The sequence below is a fragment of the Paenibacillus sp. FSL R5-0912 genome, from assembly GCF_000758605.1.
Classification (GTDB): Bacteria; Bacillota; Bacilli; order Paenibacillales; family Paenibacillaceae; genus Paenibacillus_AQ.
Map to the genome: position 1 here is coordinate 3,104,236 of NZ_CP009282.1, position 19,110 is coordinate 3,123,345.

Here is a 19,110-nt window from a genome sequence, read left to right on the forward strand (position 1 = left end):
CTGAAACAATCGGTTATTGGAGGAGAAGATTAGATGAAGCTGAGTAAAGAGGAGAAATCATGGATTCTGTATGACTGCGGTAATTCTGCCTACTCGATGGCGGTGACTACGGCGCTTTTGCCCATTATCTTCGGCATGTTCACAACTGTGGGCAGCAGTATGGATTTGGGCTATTTCAATTCCATTGCCAGTATTCTGGTGGCGGTGCTCAGTCCGATCCTGGGGACGATTGCCGATTACAAGGACCGGAAGAAGCGCTTCTTCATTTTCTTCGCTGCGGTAGGCGTGCTTGCTACGGCTTCTCTGGCCTTCGTGTCACCGGATAGCGGACAATGGCAGCTGCTGATTGCTTTTTACATTCTGTCAGCGGTCGGGTTTGCCGGGGCCAATATCTTCTATGATTCCTTCCTGGTCGATATTACAGATGATGAGCGGATGGATAAGGTATCGACGAGAGGGTTTGCCTTCGGTTATATCTTCAGCTGTATTCCGTTCGGAATCAGCCTGCTGCTGATCTTCATGATGGGGATGGACAAGGCCATCGGTTATCAGATCGGATTCATCATTACTGCACTATGGTGGGGGCTGCTCACTGTGCCTATGATCAGAGATGTGAAGCAGCGCTACTATATTGAGCCTGAACCCAATCCGGTTGCAAACAGCTTCAAAAGAATGGCGAACACCTTCATGAATATCCGCCAGCACAAAATTGTATTTGTATTCCTGATCGCGTATTTCTTCTATATCGACGGGGTAGATACCATTATTAAAATGGTGGTGCCGTATGCGACTTCGGTGCTGGGCGGGGATTCCCTGGACACTTTCACCCTGCTGGGCATTCTGCTCATCATCCAGATCATTGCCTTTCCGTGTGCGATTCTCTACGGTAATCTGGCCAAAACCCACTCTGCCCGCAAGCTGATTATCTTCGGGATTTTCACTTATATCATTTCCTGTATTGCGGCTTTCTTCATCACCTCAGTGTGGCATATCTTTATTCTCGGCGCGCTGATCGGTTCGGCCCAGGGTGGCATCCAGGCGCTCAGCCGGTCGTATTTCGCGAAAATCATCCCGAAGGAGAATTCCAATGAATTCTTCGGCTTCTATAATATCTTCGGCAAGTTCGCGGCAATTCTCGGCCCGGCGCTGATGTCACTGACTACGACGTTAACGGGCGAGGCCCGCTTTAGCATTTTATCCATAATTCCGCTGTTTCTGATCGGATTCTTCATCTTCATCACACTACCTAAGGGGAACTAACATGGAACTGACAACGCCTCGCGCGCCATTAGCTAAACATCTGATCGTCATTTCCTACGATGCCTTCTCGGAGGACAACTGGGAGCTGGCCAGCCGGCTGCCCAATTTATCCAAACTGATTAAGCAAGGTGCCCACAGCAACCGCTTGCGGAGTGTATATCCCACACTCACCTATGTAGTTCATACCACCATTGCTACCGGCGTTCATCCGGACAAGCACGGTATTCACCACAACAATCCGCTGCAGCCGTTCGTGAAGGAGGAGGACCAGCGCTGGTTCTGGTTCCGTGAGGCGGTCAAGGTACCGACAATTTATGATGCTGCACGTAAGGCAGGGCTCAGTACCGCCGGACTCCTCTGGCCGGTTTCGGGCAAGTCCTCGATCCGTTATAATATTCCGGAAATCAGGGCGCTGAAAGGTGAGAATCAGGCACTTAAGGTGCTGAGAAGTGGCAGTCCCGCCTACTGCATCCGGATGGAGCTGAAATACGGCCGGATCAGGCAAGGGATTACCCAGCCTTACCTGGATGACTTTACAACGAAGTGTGCGATAGACACGATTAAGCGCAACAAGCCTAATCTGCTCATGATGCATCTGATTGACCTGGATGATGCCAAACATCTGTATGGGACAGACAGTGATGAGGTGAAAGAAGTCATCCTGCGCATGGATAACCGGCTGGGTGAGCTCCTGCAGGCTGTGGATGATGCCGGGATCAGGCAAGATACGGTGATTATGGTCCTCGGAGACCATGGTCAGTTCAATGTGAGGTATAAGGTGCATCTGAACAATCTCTTGCTGGCAAAGGGTCTGATCTATGAAGAGGGCGGCATAATGAAATGGCGGGCGTATTTCCAGTGCGGCGGAGGTTCAGCGTACCTGCATGTCCAGCCGGGAGACGAGGAAGCGCAGCAGCAGGCACTCACGGCTGTTGAAGAATACATGAAGGACGGGGCGTCAGGAATTGAATGTGTGTATAACCGGGAGAACCTGGATGATCTTCATGCGAGTCCCTATACAATGTTTATGCTTGAAGCGCGGCGCGGCTATTGTTTCGATGAGAGTCTAGAGGAGCAGCTGGTTACCGATTTGCAGGCACATGGAGTTCGTTATGCTACGCATGGTTATTCTCCTGACAAAAGCGGCTACCGGTGCAATTTTGTCGTTTCCGGCGGCATGATTAAACAGGACTACTCTATCGGCGATATCGAAATGGTCGATATTGCGCCGACGCTGGGAAGAATTCTGGGGATCAATTTCGGTCACGGGGACGGGAGAGCATTGGAAGAGATTGTTGCAGATTAAGATAGGGAGCAGAGGATAACACGCACTTCTCGGAAGCAGGGGCCATTGAGATTGCCAGACTGGTTCATATATAATGTGCAATATAGTTCATTCAATGTTGTCCAAACCCCAATACGTCTGGAGTGCTGAACAGTGATTAGAAAAGCGAGTGTTATGCATGTTTATCCCGATGCTTATGAGGAGTACAAACGCCGTCATGATGAGCTGTGGCCGGAGATGGCTGAAGAGCTGAAGAACCATGGCGCACATCATTATTCTATTTTTCTGGATGAAGAAACGGGCAGCCTGTTTGCTTACGTAGAGATTGAAGACGAAGAGCGGTGGGATCAGATGTCGCAGACGGAGATTTGCCGGAAGTGGTGGGTGTATATGGAGCCGTTAATGGAGACTAACGCTGATCACAGCCCGGTATCCAAGAGCCTGAAAGAAGTATTCTATTTAAAATAGCCAGTTAGTAGTCTGGAGTGCCCTATGACGAAAGTGTGGGGCTCTTTTTTATTTTCCTGAGGTTGCTCAATGGGCGGCAGAAATATGGCACGAATATTATGTTTCGATTATTACAATCGAGCAGATTAATTACATGATTGATAAGTTCCAATCGCTTCCGGCGATTACGAATCAGATCTATCATCAGGGCTACGAATATTACTTGATCCATAATGACGGCTCCACAGTCGGATATATCTCGGCCAGACAAGAAGAGGGGAAGCTCTTCTTGAGCAAGTTTTATATTGGCAAGGCGTACAGAGACCCGCAAGCAAGGATAGAGCTCTATATCCTGCTCTGCGGTGATTGTCATGCCGTGACAATGCCAAGCACAAATCCGTCGTACCCTTTGCTGCCTGCCGCCCTGCAGTGCAGTAGCCTCGATTCGCGGCTCGGCAGAGATATTAACAATAATAATATATTATATATCAATATAAATATATTGATAAACAATAAATATTGTGATAAATTAAACTCACGAATACGAAGTGAGGTGTTTTTTTGATGAAACGTAAACCAGGATCGACCACTTTTTTGAAGGCAGTAATTATTCTGTTTGGAATGGCTGCACTTGCTCTATGTGTATTTGTAGTGCCGGAGATTGCTGAATTTGCAGCAGAGCTGTATCCGGAGCATGCGTACATACAGGCACTCGTAATGATCGATTTGTATGGGGCGGCGCTACCTTTTTACATTGCCCTCTATCAAGCCTTTAAGCTGTTAGGCTATATCGATCAGAACAAGGCATTCTCGGATGCCTCAGTACAGGTGCTGAAGAATATCAAACGGTGTGCAGTCGCCATCAGCAGTATGTTTGTCTTAGGGATGCCGCTGTTCTATCTCATGGCAGAGAGGGATGACGCTCCGGGGATTATCGTTATTGGAATGATCATTATTTTGGCTTCCATGGTGATCGCTGTATTCGCAGCGGTGCTCCAGAAGCTACTGAATGAAGCTATCGAACTAAAATCTGAAAATGATTTGACAGTCTGAGGTGACGACCATGGCGATTATTATCAATATTGACGTGATGCTGGCGAAACGGAAAATGAGCGTAACAGAGCTTACAGAGAAGGTAGGTATAACGATGGCTAACTTGTCTATCTTGAAGAACGGCAAGGCGAAGGCCATCCGGTTTTCAACACTTGCGGCGATATGCAAGGCATTGGATTGTCAGCCCGGAGATATATTAGTATACACCCCGGAATCTATTGAATGAAGGGGAAGCCCGGCCGGCGAGGAGAGGAACTTTTTGAAATCAATCACACGACTGCTGCATTTTGGTTATCACCAGGCGATGAGCTGCATCTTTCCCGTTGCGATCTTTGGAACCCTCCTGCTTACAAGCAGAATAGAAGTGCCATTTATCCACCGTTATGATGTTATTCTGCTGATACTGCTTACCGTGCAGTACCTTATGTACCGCACTGGACTGGAGACCCTTGATGAGATCAAGGTCATCTGCGTATTTCATGTGATTGGTCTGCTGCTGGAGATCTATAAGATACGAATGGGATCTTGGGCGTATCCTGATCCGGGATTCACGAAGCTGCTCGGTGTACCGCTGTATAGCGGGTTTATGTATGCAAGTGTGGCAAGCTACATGTGTCAGATCTGGCGCAGACTGAAGATGGCTATGACCGGCTGGCCGGGGCTGGCTGCTGCGGGAATGCTTGGCGGAGCGATCTATCTGAACTTTTTCACCCACCACTTTATTCCGGATTTCCGCTGGTGGCTGACGGCGATGGTGCTGGTAGTCTTTTGGAGAACATGGATCATTTACCGGGTGCAGGACAGAACGTACAGGATGCCGCTGACATTGGCTTTCATCATTGTAGGTTTCTTTATCTGGCTGGCGGAGAATATCGCTACCTTCTTTAATGCCTGGAAATATCCGGACCAGCATGAAAGCTGGCATCTGGTGGGCTTTGGCAAGATCAGCTCTTGGTTTCTGCTTGTGATCATCAGCGTCATTATTGTGGCTCAGCTTAAGCATGTTAAGGCGGGACGTTTATAATTCAGGACGTTCATAATTCATAATCAGCACTCTTCACTAATCGGTTAAATGTGTCGATAATAATTCTAAACATTCACATTTAGGAGATGCTTATGGATAACTTAACAGCACTGATCGCAGCAGCACCCTTGTTCAAGCAGATTCACGCACAGGATATTATGATCGGTATTACGGATAGAGAAATTTTCCATTATTATGAGCCAAGCAAAGTGCTGGATTTCGGCTTAACCAAAGGAAGTCCCGTTTCACCGGATGATCCGTCTCTCGGAAATGCCCTGGCTGGACGCGCCACGACAAACCGGTTGTCACCTGAGCTGTACGGAGCAACTGTAGTTTCTTCGGCAGTCCCGATTTATGGGGATGAAGGTGAAGTCATCGGGGCCTTCGCAATTGCCTATACGCTGGAAAATGAAGATAAAATGGAACAGCTGACCGAGAGCATCAATCAGATCAGCGGCCAGCTGGCAGACATGGTGCAGAATGTAGCAGCCCAGTCTGAGGAGCTGTCGGCAACGACGGCGCAGATTCTGGAAAATTCCCGCAAGACGGTGGAAGAGTCCAAGCAGGTGAACAAGGTGGCCGGATTCATCCGGGAGATCTCCGAGCAGACGAATCTGCTGGGCCTGAATGCGGCGATTGAGGCTGCGCGGGTCGGAGAGCAGGGCGCAGGCTTCGGAGTAGTTGCGACAGAGGTGCGCAAGCTGTCTGTGCACACGAAGGAAGCCACGAAGTCGATCGAAGATTCACTAAGTACAGTGCAGCGTTCGATCCGGGAGATGGAGCAGGAGATTGAGGCAATTGCCTTGTCTTCTTCGGCGCAGGCTGAGCTCGTAACCCAGTTCAGCGATGTCATTGAGAAGCTGAATGAGACCAGTGGGGAGATGGCCAGATTCATTTCATCCGTAATCCAATAAAATATCATAAACAAGGCGGCCGTTATGTTAACGGCCGCCTTGTTGTATTCAGGAAGGCGTCAGGAATTAGAACTGCCCGGAGGATAGGCGTGCAGGTAAGTTCAAAAGAGAATCTGTTGTACCGGTCACCGGTTCCAGAAAGTAGCGCCTTCCAGAGAATAAGTCATACCTTGACTGGTTCCGGCTTCCCCGGTGTATGCCAGAGACAGATGGTTCCCTGCCGTCTGCAGTGTGAATAACTGCTCAATATGATAGACACCTGGCGGAGGTGCGGATTCATAGAGGTTAAGGGTTACACCAGCCGCAGTTATTGCAGTAATGTCTGCTTCATGTACACCTGTTATTCCATATTCAATTTGCATGGGCTTGCCGTTCTTCAGCCCATAGGCATCCACTTTAACCGCGAAGCGTGCCGAGCCGAACCGGAATTTGCCGAAAGCCCGGACAGCGAAGTTACGGCAGGTTCTGTTCCGCAGCAGCAGTGCGGGCAGACCTAGTCTGCGCAGTACAGCAACAGCGGAGGTGGAGATGCGGGAATCGAAGCAGAGCCGGGTGGACACCGATGGAACGCCTAAAGTTACAGGCAGCGTCTGCTGATCCGAAAAAGGAAAACGGTAGGCTGTCCGGGTCCGCAGACCCAAGCCGAAATCAGTGGACTTCCTTTCCGTGAAGCTTGAAGCCGTACGCGTTTTGCCATGCTCAGTAATCTCAAAGACTGCCCCCAGGTTGTCCACGGTCCACTCCAGAGCGGCTTGTCCATGACTGTCTCCAAGCCCAAGCAGAATGGAGATGTCAATGGACTCCGTCTGCTCCAGCTCCTGCATGGCCCTTGCCGCGAGCAGATTGGTCAGGCCAGGAGCCAGGCCGACACTCAGCAGTGCTGCAGCCTGGAGGCCATTCTTCACCAGGTCCAGCTTCTGCAGCTTGCTGAGGAATTCGCCGTTCGCCGAGACATCTATATAATGCGTACCGCTCTGCAGGCAGGCTTCTGCCAGCCGCGTATCCTGCTGATCCAGACACATTACAACCAGCTTCACCCGTTCGAGCAGCTTCTGGTCCAGCGGCTCCTCTGCCGCCAGACGCAGCGGCTTCACATACCCGCCGGTACTGCGGGAGAACTCTTCAGCACGTTTCAGATTTCTTCCCGCCGCATAGACCTTCCCGGGATGCTTCTCGCCAAGAAGCCGGCAAATCTGTGACCCGACATGACCATAACCGCCGATGACTATAATATCTGTTTTCATTGTATCTTCTCCGTCCTTGAATATTGAATGTAAGCTTGCCTGCGATATAATAGGAATTATGTTTCATTATCCGGATTTCAAGGACGGGAGACCATCCCACATATGTGGGATTTAGAGAGGACACCAAGATGAACGAGGCGATGAAAAGCATTCTGAAGCTGGACCCGGCCCGGGGCGGGGGAGCTATGAATTCACAGCAATACAGGGAAGCGGTTATCGCTAAACTCCGTTCCGTTATTCCGTTTGCTGCGGCCTGCTGCACGACAGTAGATCCGCATACGCTTCTTACCACCGGAGCGGTAACAGAGCAGGGGCTTTCAGCAGTGCACTCTGTATTGTTCGAATATGAATATCTGCATGAGGATTATATGAAGTATGAGCACTTGGCCAAGGGGGAGCTTCCGGTAGCCTGCTTAAGCGGAGTTACGGGCGGAAGCCTTGAGAAGAGTGAACGTTACCGCAAAGTACTGCAGCCCGCCGGATTCGGAGATGAGCTGCGCGCAGCGCTCATGGCAGGCGGGGTCTGCTGGGGCTTCCTGACTCTGTTCCGTCCGCTGGATAGCCATCCGTTTCAAGCGCAGGAATGTGCCCGGATCGCTTCCGTTGCTCCGCTGGTTGCTGCCGGACTGCGCAGTTACGCCACATCGCAGCCCGGCAAGGATTCGGACAGCGGAGCACCGGAAGATAACGGAATTATGATGCTGAATGAGCGGCTGGTTACGCTGAGTGCGAATACAGCGGCGAATTATTGGCTGGAGCAGATGCGGCAGTTCGAACGTCTGGATGCGGGAGTATTGCCGGGGCCGGTCCGGGCCGTGTGCTTACGGGTTGTAGCGGAGGAGAAAGCTTCCAGTGCTGTCCCTTCAAGCGCTAAAATATGCCTCCAAACCGGGGATGGGGCTTATCTGACCGTTACGGCCAGCAGGCTGGACGGTCCGGAAGGTATGCTGGCCGTTTCTTTTGTAAATGCCAGATCCTCCGATGTATTCCGCCTGCTGGCCTATGCCTTTACCTTAACCGCACGCGAGAAACAGCTTGCAGAGATGCTGCTGCTGGGGTTATCCACCAAGGAACTGGCGGAGTCGCTACATATCTCTGCTTATACCGTTCAGGATCACCTGAAATCAATCTTTGCCAAAGCAGGTGTGTCCAGCCGCCGGGAGCTGATCAGCAGGCTGCTGTCACGATAAGAAGGAGCGGGTGTCCCTGATGAATGATCTTAAAGATAGGATTAGACTTGTGGGTATGAAGGGGGTTTCGGATGAACCATAATTTCGGTCCGAATCCGATAATGTTGTACAAAAAACAGCAATTCTCCTCCAGTATGCGGTTTAGCGGGACAATTGTTGTATTTCATACAACCATCGGCCTGAACACCCGGGTATATACCAATACAAGTTGGAAATCGTGCAACATTTACGTCTAAAATGCTCCGTTCTGCCGGCAACGAATTGAGAGTGAGGATTGGACGTATCCGCCATTCCCACAGTGCTTGGAGCAACAGTCTGTTCGCGCAGCATTCTCACATAGTTTCGCTATCTATCTATCTATACATCTCAATGTAAAAAGGGGTCTCAATAGCCATTTCTGGCGGTTGAGACCCCTTTTTTCCTATATTAATGACGTTGATGCGTTGCCATTACCTTTTATTTACTGACGCAAAGTCTTCAAGGCGCCGCTCCAGGCCAGAACCTGATCGAGCATGGCGTTAACGTTGGCGATATGCAAATCGGCTGGTTTGAAGACGGAGCCGTTCTCGAAGTCAGTGAACAATGAGAGCAGAGGGTGTACGCGAACATCCGCTACGGACAGCTCGCCGAGAATTCCGCGTAAATGCTCAGCGGCGCGGACGCCTCCGGCTGAACCATAGCTTACGATACCGGCTGCCTTGTTGTTCCATTCTTCACGGGCGGAGTCCAGGGCATTCTTGAGTGCTCCGGTAAGACTGTGGTTATATTCCTGTACGATAAACACGAAGCCGTCCAGTGTTGCCAGCTTGGCTGCCCACGCTTGGGCTTCCGCATAGCTGTCGGTTTCACCGAGAAGCGGTAGTTTGAAGTCGGCTATATCCACGATTTCGTAATTGGCATCTCCGCGTGCATCTGCAATACCTTTCACCCATTCGCCTACCTGCGGGCTAACGCGGCCTTGGCGGGTACTTCCCAGAATAATTCCGATGTTTAATGTTGTCATTGTAATTCCTCCTCGAATGTGGTTGTAAGTTTTTTGAAGTAGCTCTTATGTTTTTATTATAGCTTATAACTTAAATAAAGCAAGTTATTTTTAGAAACTATTATTAGGCGAATCTTACTAGACATATATACTTGAAAGCACCCGGTGACCAGTGTGCAAAGCGGTACCATTCACAATGTTGTATGTATTGCAGCTTACGGTAGCGCAACAGTTAACTTTTGCGGAGGATGGCCTGAATATACATCTATTAAGGTTTTGCCCTCGTTATGTCATTATGCATAACATTGACGGGTGTAATTTAGGCGAAATTACAAAAAGAATGGATTTGTAATTGATTTTAGCAGCGAAATCAGTTTAAAATATACACAACAAGTTAGTTATTCTAACATAAAATTAAATCATCTTATGCATTCATAGCGAATTGAGAGGTGGAGCGGTCATGATAGAGGAAAAGAAACGGCAGGAACAACTGGAGCTCCCGCGTGATTGCACCTTCTCGCCAGAAGACTGGCGTATACTGGCCCAGTATTGGTACCCGGTGGCGGCCGCAGATGAGGTTCAGGATACACCTGTTCCGGTGAAGCTGCTGGATATGAAGCTGGTATTGTACCGCAGCGAAGGCAAGGTGGTCATTGCCCGGGACCTCTGCTTCCACCGTGGAGCGCCCTTAAGCAAGGGCTGGGTTGAGAACGGTGAGATTGTCTGCCCTTATCACGGCTTCCGGTATAATTGTGAAGGAAAGTGTACGGCGGTGCCGGCGCATCCAAGCAGCAAGATCTCACCCAAATTGAAATTGATTGTCTATCCCGCCGTTGAACGTTATGGCCTGATCTGGACCTGCCTTGCCGGCGCACCGGAGCAAATCCCGTCTTTTCCGGCCTGGGAGGATCCCGACTACATTAATATTCTAATTCCGAGCTTTGATATTGCCGGTTCCTCCGGGCGGCAGATGGAAGGCTTCCTGGATGTATCGCATTTCGCTTACGTGCATACGGCAACCTTCGGTGACCGCAACAACACAGAGGTCCCCCAGTATAAAGTATGGCGTGAAGGAGATACGGAGCTGGTAGCGGAGTATTGGAGCACGGTCAGCAACTACGGCAAAGGTCAGGAGAACCCTGCACCCGAAGGGTTCATGTGGCTGCGCGAGTTCCGCGTCTTTGCACCGTTTGCCGCTTCGCTGACTGTCTATTTCCCGGATGAGGGCAGGCTGAAGATTCTGAACTGTGCCTCCCCGGTATCCGCCCGCTATACCCGGCTGTTCTGCCCGATCTCCCGTAACTTTGACAAGAGCGCCCCTGTAGAGGATACGATTAAGTTCAATCTGCAGGTGTTCCAGGAGGACGCGGAGATGGTGGAGTCGCAGACTCCGGAGGATCTGCCGCTCGATCTGCAGGCGGAAGCCCATATCCCGGCAGACCGGACATCGATTGCCTACAGACAACTGCTGACCAGCCTGGGACTGGGTAAGAGTTATACGTCTTAACCGCAGGCGTAATTCCTTCGAACGGTTGTTTATAAGAATAGAAAGCAGCTCGATGGTCAGCGAATGACCGGGGCTGTTTTTTGTGTTTGGTTATTTATTATTCAGTCGGATACGTCTGAATATACAAGATCTTTTCTTCTTTGTGCGGATCAGTAAAATGGCATTCTAATCATTGCTAAGGGCGAAGTGAACTCAATCAGTGGCGGATGGTTGTATGGAAACAAAAAGAAATAAATGGCAGTAAAGTTTGAATATATAAAAACTATCCCTGGAGCTTAAGTGGCTTCTTTGGTAAAATATGGTGGTTGGGATTCCGGCACAGGAAATCGCCGCGCAAATTAGATTTGGAGGAGATATTATAAACTATATTGAGGTTGCCCAGAAAAGTACTGCACACTTACTTCCCCTGGTATCCGAATTGTACGGGTTAAACGGCTACGAGTTCGAGCAGATTGAAGCGCATGAGGGAGGGCGTAATATTGTATACACCTGTGAAAAAGCAGGCGCCAGCCCCAAAATACTCAGGTTCGCTTTCCTGCCTGACCGGAGCCGCGACGATTTCCTGGGTGAACTGGAGTATGTCCGCTACCTGTATGAGCATGGAGGCAGCGTCGCGAATGTGATCAGCTCCCGGAACGGGAATCTGCTGGAAGAGATTACTCACGATAATCACAGGTATTTTGTCAGCCTGTTCACTAAGGCTGCAGGAACAATGCTGGTGGAGCATCATTACCGGTACAGGGAAGGAGTGCCCATTACCGAATATTATTATAACTGCGGTAAAGTGCTGGGGAAACTGCATCAGTTATCCAAAGAGTACACGCCGGTCCATCGCCGGTATAGCTTTTTTGACAAATACAATCCCGCATATCTGGATGAGCTGATTCCTGAATCCCTGACCTTGCTTAAGGGGAAGCTGATTGAGCTGCTTAACACCCTGCGAGAAGTGGAAGTGAACGGGGAGACTTACGGAATGCTACATTTCGATTTCAATGACGGGAATTATTCAATAGATTATGATACCGGACAAATTACTGTATACGATTTCGACAATTGCTGTTTCGGCTGGTATATGTTTGAGCTGGCAGCTCTCTGGACACATGGAGTAGGCTGGATACAATTTGAACCCGATCCGGGTAAACGCAAGGAATTCATGGATGCTTACTTTGCAACCGTTCTCGCTGGGTACCGGTCAGAGACCCGGATTAAACCGGCTGTGCTGGATCAGCTGCCTTTATTCATCCAAGCAACCCTGATGGAAAGTGTTGTGGATGCCTTCGAGGTCATGCGGAATAACGGCGGGGAACCGGAATGTGACGGGCGGCTGTCTTTTCTCATTAAATGCCTGGAAGACGATATTCTGTATAACGGATTTTTCGATGAGATTTACTCGTGCGACGATCCCTTCGAGTATGAAGGATGAAACAGATGCCGTCCCCGGAGGACGGCATTGCCGTTTTTATCTGAGTAATTAAAATAGGTTGATAACCTACGTAATTTGTGCTTTAATTCAGTAGTACAATTTACGCCTACAACAAATGTGAGGAAGTGACCCATCGCTAGTCCTTCTATGGCAACAGCTGGAGCAAAGACCGCATGCTGTGCATATTATTGAAACGTGATGTAATTCTTTCTGAAATAGAAGGAGATAGAGACTACTTATGAAAAAATCATTTGATATCCGCAACAAGCCTATATTGCTGTTCACTTTTCTCTTGCTGCTCAAGAGTGGGGTGGCGTGGTATGTTGTTTTTAATGACGGGCCTAACTGGGGCACAATGTTTACGGAAATTCCATTTTTCCTCATTGTGTTCAGTCTCATCGAGTGGCTGGCACGCAAGCGGAAGATTCTCTATTACATGGTGGCCAATCTTTTTATAACGGTCATTTATTTCGCTGTGTTGATGTACTACAAGTATTATGGCGTCATTGCGACGTATCATGCGCTGCAGCAGGCCGACAAAGTTACGAAGGTAGGGGAGAGCACCTATTCCCTCATCACCCCTTATTATCTGTTTATCTTCGTAGACGTCGTGTTCTTCCTGTTCCTGATGTTCCGTCCAAAATATATTTCACGCTGGAAAGAAAGAGGTACCGTGCGGATGAACCGGCCGGTGCTGACAGTGATCACTGCTGTCTCCATCGGACTGTGTATCTTCAATATTTGGCCGAACCATGCGAGTATGAATGAGATCAAGAAAGCCGAGAGTATGGGCATTCTCAACTACGAGGTATATACCCTGTTCGCCGACACTACAGAGAAGGAAGAAATCATCGACAACAAAGAGATTACGCAGACGGCTGTGAATGAATTGAAAGGTATTACCGTGCCTGAGTCCCCGCAGTATTTCGCTGCCGACAAAGGCAAGAATCTGATCGTGGTACAGATGGAATCCCTCCAGAACTTCCTGATCGGCCTGACCATTGACGGGCAGGAAGTTACGCCGAACATTAATAAGCTGGTGAAAGACAATACCTACTTTAATAACTTTTACACGGACGCGGGCCAGGGCACAACCTCGGACGCGGAGTTCGTGGTGAATACTTCTTTTTATGTACCCAAGAATGAGCCGGCGACTTCTTCCAATTATATGAACAAAACGCTGCCGAGCCTGCCGGGTCTGCTGAAATCAGACGGCTATCAGACGTATACCTTCCATACCAACAGTGTGGAATTCTGGAACCGTAAAGAACTCTACAAAGCCATCGGATTCGACAAGTATTATGATCAGAGCTTCTATGGCGACGATGACCCTATTGCTTTTGGATCTTCAGATGAAGTGCTGTTCGCCAAAACCGTTCCCGAGCTGGCCGCTCTGGATGCGAAGGAAGAACCGTTCTATGCCATGGTCATCTCCATGAGTGCTCATCATCCTTTCCGTCTGCCGGAGGATAAGCTTAAGATGACTCTGCCTGAGCAGTATCAGGGGACCTTGCTTGGCGACTATATCCAATCCCAGAATTATGCGGATTATGCGATGGGGCAGTTCCTGGATGAACTTAAGGCCAGCGGAGTGTGGGACGACAGCCTGATTGTATTCTACGGGGATCACCAGGGCGTACCGCTCTATGCGCTTGGCGATAAGGAGAAGGACTGGCTGAAAGAGCTGATCGGGTATGAGTACGGTTATACCGACATGTTCAATATCCCGTTCATTGTACACTCACCGTCCGGAATACTGCCTGCCGAGGTCGGTCATACCGGAGGACAGATTGATATTCTGCCGACTGTAGCCAATCTGCTGGGCGTCTCCGTTCAGAATCAGCTTCACTTCGGGGAGGATCTGCTGAATCAGGAGACTAATTTGTTACCGGTCCGGCATTTCCTGCCGACGGGCTCTTTTATCAATAATTCAAGTATTTATGTAACCGGAGAAGCCTACGCGGACGGAACCAACTTCAGCCAGAAGGATAATTCGGTGATTGCTGGCGGATCGACTGAGGCACAGTTCAATAACGTGCAGCGGCTGCTGAATATGTCTAACAGTTACCTTGAACAGCTGCCGGACCGTCCGGATGTTCAGTTAGAAGAATAGATTTAGGTTTGAAAAAAAGGCAGACTCAAAAGCCGTAATGGCTGGCGGGTCTGCCTTTTTTGTAAGCTACACAGTATAATTCTCAAGGGAAACGATCCATTTGCCGTCCTGATTCTCAATGGTGTGCAATCCGGTATAGGAAGCCGGGAATTTACTGCCGCGGTTGTTCCAGTCTAATTCTTTTATAATATGATAGATGATGTTAATGACTCCGCCGTGAGTAACAATCATGAGGTTACCTTCCGGATGTCGGTTGGCCTGTTCTTCGCATAAGCGGCCGAACGCTTCCTTGATGCGTGTGAAGAACTCCAACGGGCTTTCGCCGCCGGGATAGCGCTCGTCCATCCGTAAACCGGAGAAATACAAACCCGGAAACCGTTCATTTACGATTTCGTTCGGCATGCCGGCGATCACGCCATTATTCATTTCCCTCCAGTCCATACTGCGCTCTATCGGCAATCTGAGTTCTCTTGCCAGCTCACCAGCCGTATCCAGAGCCCGCTGCAGATCACTGCTGACAATGCGCTTTATATTAAATGAAGATTGGTTATCTTGAAGATAGCGGCCGAGCTTCTCAGATTGTCGGTAACCTTGCGTGATTAGTCCCCGCTGGCTCCATCCGCCACGGAATCCTTCATCATCTTTGCCGTGTCTTACTAAATAAATCGCCAATTATTCTTCGGCCTCCTGTTTTGTAGAGAGTAAGCATGCTTCCTTATGCGGGATGCCCTGCTAAGTTTATCACTCACTTTCCAGATTTATCAAGAGGAGAAGTTACAACCGGGATAACAAAGCTTGACAAAAGCCGGACAAGGGCCTGCTTAGATAATCCAGGTCAGGGGATTACTTAATTCTCCGGCGTGAATACTACCCGCTGCTGACTGCCTGTCGGCGTATTCCACACTTCTTCAATCTTGGACAGCGGACAAGCAATTGGGTTCGCAATAAGCTTGCCTCCAGCAATCGCATCGATGAGCGCCGGGAATTCGGCTAAGTATCCGGCCGGAGTCAAAGACCCTTGGCCGCTGCCGATGATCTGGAAGTTGGCCGAGCGGAGTGCGGCAGAAGGGATAGCGGCATCCGCTCCGGCAACAGAACCAATCTGGATCCAGGTCAAGAGCCGGCTGCGGTCAGCCCGGCGTGTCAGCAGCGGAATCATAGCCAGCCCGGCAGGTTCGCCCCAAAGATAGTCAAGAACGATATCCACTTCGGAAGCAGCCTCGCCGAGGCGCAGGGCGGATGCTTGTGGATCACCCGCAAGCGACACTGTTACATCAGCGCCGAGCGGCGTAAGCGAACGGAGACGCTCCGGGTCCCGCCCGGCAGCAATAATCTGACTGGCGCCCATAAGCTTGGCGATCTGGACAGCCATCTGTCCGGAATTGCCGGTAGCGCCCAGAATCAGAACCTTGAACCCGGACTTCGCCTGAACCCGGCGGCGCAGGGTCACCCAGGCTGACATGGCCGGATTCATAGCGGCAGCGATGAGCACAGGATCGGCATGAGCCGGAATTGGCACACTGCGCCGCAGGTCAATTACGGTTTTGTCGGCAAAAGATCCTAGAGCAGTATCTGTTATAACGAAATAGACTAACTGACCGTCCGGCAGCCTTCCTACCCCGTCAACACCAGGGATCAGCGGCAATTCATCCGTACTGGTATAGTGAGAGCCATTAGCCTGTGCCCGTACCCGGAGATGCAATCCGGCTGCAAGCACATCAACCAGAGCTTCATGTTCTCCCAAGGGTACCGGAGTATCGTGGATTTCATATTTCGGACCTGAATCGAAGGATCGTACAACAGCAGCATACATAATATTGGCCTCCATTTGCCCCATGGGCGTTTTTTTGTTTGTGAAACAAACTAATAAGTTTGTAATACAAACAAATATAGTTTGTTTCACGTACAAAGTCAACGGCGATTATGATACAATGTGGACAGCAGGTTAGATAAATGATGAATCCCGGAGGAGCGTATATGAGCAGTTACGATGATTCTTTTGATAAACTGGATGATCTGTCGATTGTGGACAGTCTGGTGCAGCTATCCTTCCTGATCCAGAACATTCTCGCCAGAACAGGGGCGGAGCATGATCTCTCGATCATTCAGATCCGTCTGTTGGGTATCCTGCGGGACCGGGAACCGGGTATGCTGCAGCTGGCCAAGCATCTGGGACTCGATAAATCCAGCATTACCGGACTGGTGGACCGGGCCCAGCGCCGCGGACTGGTTGAGCGAATCGTGTCACCCGCCGACAAACGGGGATTCAATGTGAGGGCAACTGCTGCGGGGTGGCAGATTATTCATGAAGTAGGCGAGCAGATTGAGCGTCAGATTACGGAGGTAACCGCAGGGCTTACTGAAGCGGAACGTACACAGACCATTGCTCTTGCCAGTAAGATTCTGATTACTGCGCCTGGGGCAAGTCGCTGAACTGAAAGAAGGCCATCCGCAAAGGATGGCCTAGAAATTTCAAAGGATGGCTCAGATTATTTATAGACTCCCCGATAGCCTTCGGGTAATAATTCTGCTATTTTTTTCATTATGTAGGTGAGGGTGAACTCTTCATATTCTTTTTTATCCTGATCCTTCGCCCGCTGGAGTAATTCAAATTGTTGTCCGATCTGGATATGCACATCTGCCTTATTGAACGTTTCCGCCTTCATATCGCCATCTTGATGAATGGGTAAAAGCTTCTCTGTCCCATATAACCCGACAGGTACAATGGGAGCTCCGGTTAATCTTGCTATAAGAAGGATACCTTTCTTCGCTTCAATCAAACTGCTGGCTCTGCTTCGGGTTCCTTCCGGAAAGATCAGTAAGCTTTCCCCTTGTTTAACAAGCTTTATTATCTTTTCGAGACCCTCTTTGTCAGCGGTATTGGGCTTAATAGTAGTAGTCTTCAGTACATGGACACCGATGCTGGTCACTGCATTATTTGACAGCTTTTCCCCAGCTACAAAAGTCGGATCAATCGCTTTTAGAGCCTTGTCCAGCACTAATCCATCCGAATTGCTTAGATGATTACTTACAAAAATAGTGGGTGTTTGTATTTCTTTTAAGTTTTCACTGCCGGTTATATGTATATTTGCATATTTGTTCAGGTAATTATTTATTATATTTTTCGATATGGATATGACCCATTTATCCGGCAAAAAATTTATGATTCTTGCCGCTGTAGCGGTAATCATATACGTATCCCCCTAATATTCACCTGTAATCTAGGATACCATATCCTGGCATGAAGATTGATGTCTATTGGAAAAATGAATAAGAACTGTCCTAAAAGCCATGAAATGGCTGCTTGGGACAACTCCTTTTTTATACGTAAGAGATACGTAAGCTTTTTGGGCGGACGCTCCGCGAACGGACCGTTGTTCCAATTGCTGTTGTCCCCAGATTTTATTGATTCTCCTTAGCGGTGAAAATCAGGGGACAAAGGCGACCGCTGCCGCTTTTCCACAATCGTTCCGTCCTCTCCGCTGTTTAAGCGGGGAATGAATCTACAATCCTTAAAAAACGCAAAAAAGTAAAACCATACTTTAGTAAAATGAAGATACCCCACAACCATTTCTTGAAGTTCGGTTTGCCGAAACCGGGATACAATGTACAATTCGGGCCGAAAAGCAATTTGTTTTAGCCTACAGTTCACACTAAAGACAGACCGACACCCGCTGTTTAGAGCCGCATATAGACAAGCGCAGCAGAACTTCGGAAAATGGCCAAAGGCAGTCATTGCGGACAGTCTGGAACAGCTGCGATACCAGAATCAAGCGCGGGAACGGTTGCGGAGTGAAGAATACTGCGCCTTAGCTGAAGGTGGCCTGTCTCCGCTCGTAGAAATTCTACTTTTGAGACAGCCTCTATGTATCCTACTCCATCTCCATATTGCCTTTAACCCTTGCTAAATATTCCGCATAATAGAACAGCAGTATACCCAGGAGAAAAAAGCCGCATCCAAGCAAACCCTCTACGGCCATCTGGGTAAGGAGGGTTGTAAATCCATTATCCCCGGTACGAATGAGCAGTTTCGTCGCTTCTACACCTCTTGTTAGCGGGAAAAATTCAGATAATCTGTACATCCAGTCCGGCATATGAGAACGCGGGAAGCTGGCTCCGCTGAACAGAAGTAACACGCTTGCAAGCAGATTGGACCAGATATGCATCGACGGTGACCAGAGCGCAAAGCTTGAGATCACAAACCCGAGTCCGCAGGCAGCGGAAATGGATACGGTCCACACGAGGCCAAGCCATGCAAGCTGCTCACCCGAGAAGGTAAGCCCAAAGATCAGCATTCCGAAAGCGAGTCCAAGAGCTGCCGTGAATAGGCCGCTGACAATATGAAATATAGCCCGGGCAAAAAAGACGGCAATTTTGCTGGCAGGGCTTGCCACTACCAATTGCAGTGTACCCATCTGTCGGTCAGTATTGATAACGGTCATCATTCCGAAGACCGCGTTCATCACGCACAACAGAAGCGCATTCGAAACCACATAACCGGCAAGATTGCTTCCCTGAAAAGCGTATTTGGCCAGCATTGCGAAGAAGAGCAATTGGCTTAACGGGTTAATGACCATAACCATCAGATAGACACCGGGATTAAGCCAGCCGAACAGTGCTTTGAACGATAGGTGCGCATGACGGTAAAACCGGGCAACAGATTTCATT

18 protein-coding genes are annotated in these 19,110 nt (G+C 49.3%); 12 read left to right on the forward strand and 6 right to left on the reverse strand.

Annotation, left to right across the window (positions count from 1 at the left end):
• The first annotated feature begins 33 nt into the window (after window positions 1-33).
• From R50912_RS12840 to R50912_RS12875, 7 genes are all read left to right on the forward strand, one after another.
• Window positions 34-1,260 (forward strand): MFS transporter, encoded by a 1,227-nt coding sequence (locus R50912_RS12840; RefSeq protein ID WP_039308881.1) that lies wholly within the window; start codon window positions 34-36, stop codon window positions 1,258-1,260.
• A gap of 1 nt (window position 1,261) precedes the next feature.
• Window positions 1,262-2,566 carry an alkaline phosphatase family protein gene (locus R50912_RS12845; protein WP_042235290.1) on the forward strand — a complete coding sequence of 435 codons (1,305 nt, stop codon included), beginning with the start codon at window positions 1,262-1,264 and terminating at the stop codon, window positions 2,564-2,566.
• A 132-nt stretch (window positions 2,567-2,698) separates the two neighbouring features.
• The gene (rhaM, locus tag R50912_RS12850) at window positions 2,699-3,013 is read left to right on the forward strand and encodes an L-rhamnose mutarotase (RefSeq protein WP_042235292.1); all 315 of its coding nucleotides are present in this window, start codon (window positions 2,699-2,701) and stop codon (window positions 3,011-3,013) included.
• Between the two features lie 543 nt (window positions 3,014-3,556).
• A complete protein-coding gene (locus R50912_RS12860; protein WP_042235294.1) occupies window positions 3,557-4,045 on the forward strand; it encodes a DUF2975 domain-containing protein in 489 nt (162 codons plus the stop codon).
• Between the two features lie 10 nt (window positions 4,046-4,055).
• A complete protein-coding gene (locus R50912_RS12865) occupies window positions 4,056-4,271 on the forward strand; it encodes a helix-turn-helix domain-containing protein (protein WP_042235296.1) in 216 nt (71 codons plus the stop codon).
• 33 nt (window positions 4,272-4,304) lie between these two features.
• The gene (locus tag R50912_RS12870; RefSeq protein WP_042235298.1) at window positions 4,305-5,069 is read left to right on the forward strand and encodes a DUF817 domain-containing protein; all 765 of its coding nucleotides are present in this window, start codon (window positions 4,305-4,307) and stop codon (window positions 5,067-5,069) included.
• 92 nt (window positions 5,070-5,161) lie between these two features.
• Window positions 5,162-5,983 (forward strand): methyl-accepting chemotaxis protein, encoded by an 822-nt coding sequence (locus R50912_RS12875; protein ID WP_042235300.1) that lies wholly within the window; start codon window positions 5,162-5,164, stop codon window positions 5,981-5,983.
• 125 nt (window positions 5,984-6,108) lie between these two features.
• Here R50912_RS12875 and R50912_RS12880 read toward each other — a convergent pair whose 3' ends face one another.
• Window positions 6,109-7,227 carry a saccharopine dehydrogenase family protein gene (locus R50912_RS12880; RefSeq protein ID WP_042235301.1) on the reverse strand — a complete coding sequence of 373 codons (1,119 nt, stop codon included), beginning with the start codon at window positions 7,225-7,227 and terminating at the stop codon, window positions 6,109-6,111.
• A gap of 128 nt (window positions 7,228-7,355) precedes the next feature.
• Between R50912_RS12880 and R50912_RS12885 the strand changes: the two genes are divergently transcribed.
• Window positions 7,356-8,417: a helix-turn-helix transcriptional regulator gene (locus tag R50912_RS12885; protein ID WP_042235303.1), complete on the forward strand. Its 1,062-nt coding sequence runs from the start codon at window positions 7,356-7,358 to the stop codon at window positions 8,415-8,417.
• 460 nt (window positions 8,418-8,877) lie between these two features.
• Here the strand turns inward: R50912_RS12885 and R50912_RS12890 are convergent, their stop codons facing one another.
• A complete protein-coding gene (locus R50912_RS12890; protein WP_039308902.1) occupies window positions 8,878-9,420 on the reverse strand; it encodes an NADPH-dependent FMN reductase in 543 nt (180 codons plus the stop codon).
• Between the two features lie 439 nt (window positions 9,421-9,859).
• On the opposite strand from R50912_RS12890, the gene R50912_RS12895 reads away from it, so the two are divergent.
• The 3 genes from R50912_RS12895 to R50912_RS12905 all read left to right on the forward strand — a co-directional run bounded on the left by R50912_RS12895 (window position 9,860) and on the right by R50912_RS12905 (window position 14,442).
• A complete protein-coding gene (locus R50912_RS12895) occupies window positions 9,860-10,906 on the forward strand; it encodes an aromatic ring-hydroxylating oxygenase subunit alpha (protein ID WP_042235305.1) in 1,047 nt (348 codons plus the stop codon).
• Between the two features lie 418 nt (window positions 10,907-11,324).
• On the forward strand, window positions 11,325-12,329 hold the full coding sequence (locus R50912_RS12900; protein ID WP_042242274.1) for a phosphotransferase enzyme family protein: 1,005 nt from the start codon (window positions 11,325-11,327) through the stop codon (window positions 12,327-12,329).
• A gap of 238 nt (window positions 12,330-12,567) precedes the next feature.
• Window positions 12,568-14,442, forward strand: coding sequence for an LTA synthase family protein (locus tag R50912_RS12905; RefSeq protein WP_042235307.1), 1,875 nt, complete (start codon window positions 12,568-12,570; stop codon window positions 14,440-14,442).
• A gap of 66 nt (window positions 14,443-14,508) precedes the next feature.
• Here the strand turns inward: R50912_RS12905 and R50912_RS12910 are convergent, their stop codons facing one another.
• Together R50912_RS12910 and R50912_RS12915 are read right to left on the reverse strand one after the other, a co-directional pair.
• On the reverse strand, window positions 14,509-15,114 hold the full coding sequence (locus R50912_RS12910; RefSeq protein ID WP_042235308.1) for a histidine phosphatase family protein: 606 nt from the start codon (window positions 15,112-15,114) through the stop codon (window positions 14,509-14,511).
• A 175-nt stretch (window positions 15,115-15,289) separates the two neighbouring features.
• Entirely contained in the window at window positions 15,290-16,255 is a 966-nt protein-coding gene (locus tag R50912_RS12915) for a quinone oxidoreductase family protein (protein WP_042235310.1), read from the reverse strand.
• Window positions 16,256-16,419: 164 nt separating this feature from the next.
• Here R50912_RS12915 and R50912_RS12920 point away from each other — a divergent pair, with 164 nt between their 5' ends.
• A complete protein-coding gene (locus tag R50912_RS12920) occupies window positions 16,420-16,875 on the forward strand; it encodes a MarR family winged helix-turn-helix transcriptional regulator (RefSeq protein WP_042242277.1) in 456 nt (151 codons plus the stop codon).
• A 56-nt stretch (window positions 16,876-16,931) separates the two neighbouring features.
• Here R50912_RS12920 and R50912_RS12925 read toward each other — a convergent pair whose 3' ends face one another.
• Together R50912_RS12925 and R50912_RS12930 are read right to left on the reverse strand one after the other, a co-directional pair.
• A complete protein-coding gene (locus tag R50912_RS12925; RefSeq protein WP_042235312.1) occupies window positions 16,932-17,633 on the reverse strand; it encodes a lysophospholipid acyltransferase family protein in 702 nt (233 codons plus the stop codon).
• Window positions 17,634-18,314: 681 nt separating this feature from the next.
• Window positions 18,315-19,109, reverse strand: coding sequence for an ABC transporter permease (locus tag R50912_RS12930; protein WP_042235314.1), 795 nt, complete (start codon window positions 19,107-19,109; stop codon window positions 18,315-18,317).
• Between the last annotated feature and the right edge of the window lies 1 nt (window position 19,110).

What these genes read in the sequence shown, in the direction of transcription:
- R50912_RS12865 (WP_042235296.1), top strand. Translation starts at nt 4,056, where the DNA reads ATGGCGATTATTATCAATATTGACGTGATGCTGGCGAAACGGAAAATG.
- R50912_RS12930 (WP_042235314.1), bottom strand. Translation starts at nt 19,109, where the DNA reads ATGAAATCTGTTGCCCGGTTTTACCGTCATGCGCACCTATCGTTCAAA.
- R50912_RS12895 (WP_042235305.1), top strand. Translation starts at nt 9,860, where the DNA reads ATGATAGAGGAAAAGAAACGGCAGGAACAACTGGAGCTCCCGCGTGAT.
- R50912_RS12880 (WP_042235301.1), bottom strand. Translation starts at nt 7,227, where the DNA reads ATGAAAACAGATATTATAGTCATCGGCGGTTATGGTCATGTCGGGTCA.
- R50912_RS12860 (WP_042235294.1), top strand. Translation starts at nt 3,557, where the DNA reads ATGAAACGTAAACCAGGATCGACCACTTTTTTGAAGGCAGTAATTATT.
- R50912_RS12845 (WP_042235290.1), top strand. Translation starts at nt 1,262, where the DNA reads ATGGAACTGACAACGCCTCGCGCGCCATTAGCTAAACATCTGATCGTC.
- R50912_RS12885 (WP_042235303.1), top strand. Translation starts at nt 7,356, where the DNA reads ATGAACGAGGCGATGAAAAGCATTCTGAAGCTGGACCCGGCCCGGGGC.
- R50912_RS12875 (WP_042235300.1), top strand. Translation starts at nt 5,162, where the DNA reads ATGGATAACTTAACAGCACTGATCGCAGCAGCACCCTTGTTCAAGCAG.
- R50912_RS12915 (WP_042235310.1), bottom strand. Translation starts at nt 16,255, where the DNA reads ATGTATGCTGCTGTTGTACGATCCTTCGATTCAGGTCCGAAATATGAA.
- R50912_RS12905 (WP_042235307.1), top strand. Translation starts at nt 12,568, where the DNA reads ATGAAAAAATCATTTGATATCCGCAACAAGCCTATATTGCTGTTCACT.
- R50912_RS12920 (WP_042242277.1), top strand. Translation starts at nt 16,420, where the DNA reads ATGAGCAGTTACGATGATTCTTTTGATAAACTGGATGATCTGTCGATT.
- R50912_RS12840 (WP_039308881.1), top strand. Translation starts at nt 34, where the DNA reads ATGAAGCTGAGTAAAGAGGAGAAATCATGGATTCTGTATGACTGCGGT.
- R50912_RS12925 (WP_042235312.1), bottom strand. Translation starts at nt 17,633, where the DNA reads ATGATTACCGCTACAGCGGCAAGAATCATAAATTTTTTGCCGGATAAA.
- R50912_RS12890 (WP_039308902.1), bottom strand. Translation starts at nt 9,420, where the DNA reads ATGACAACATTAAACATCGGAATTATTCTGGGAAGTACCCGCCAAGGC.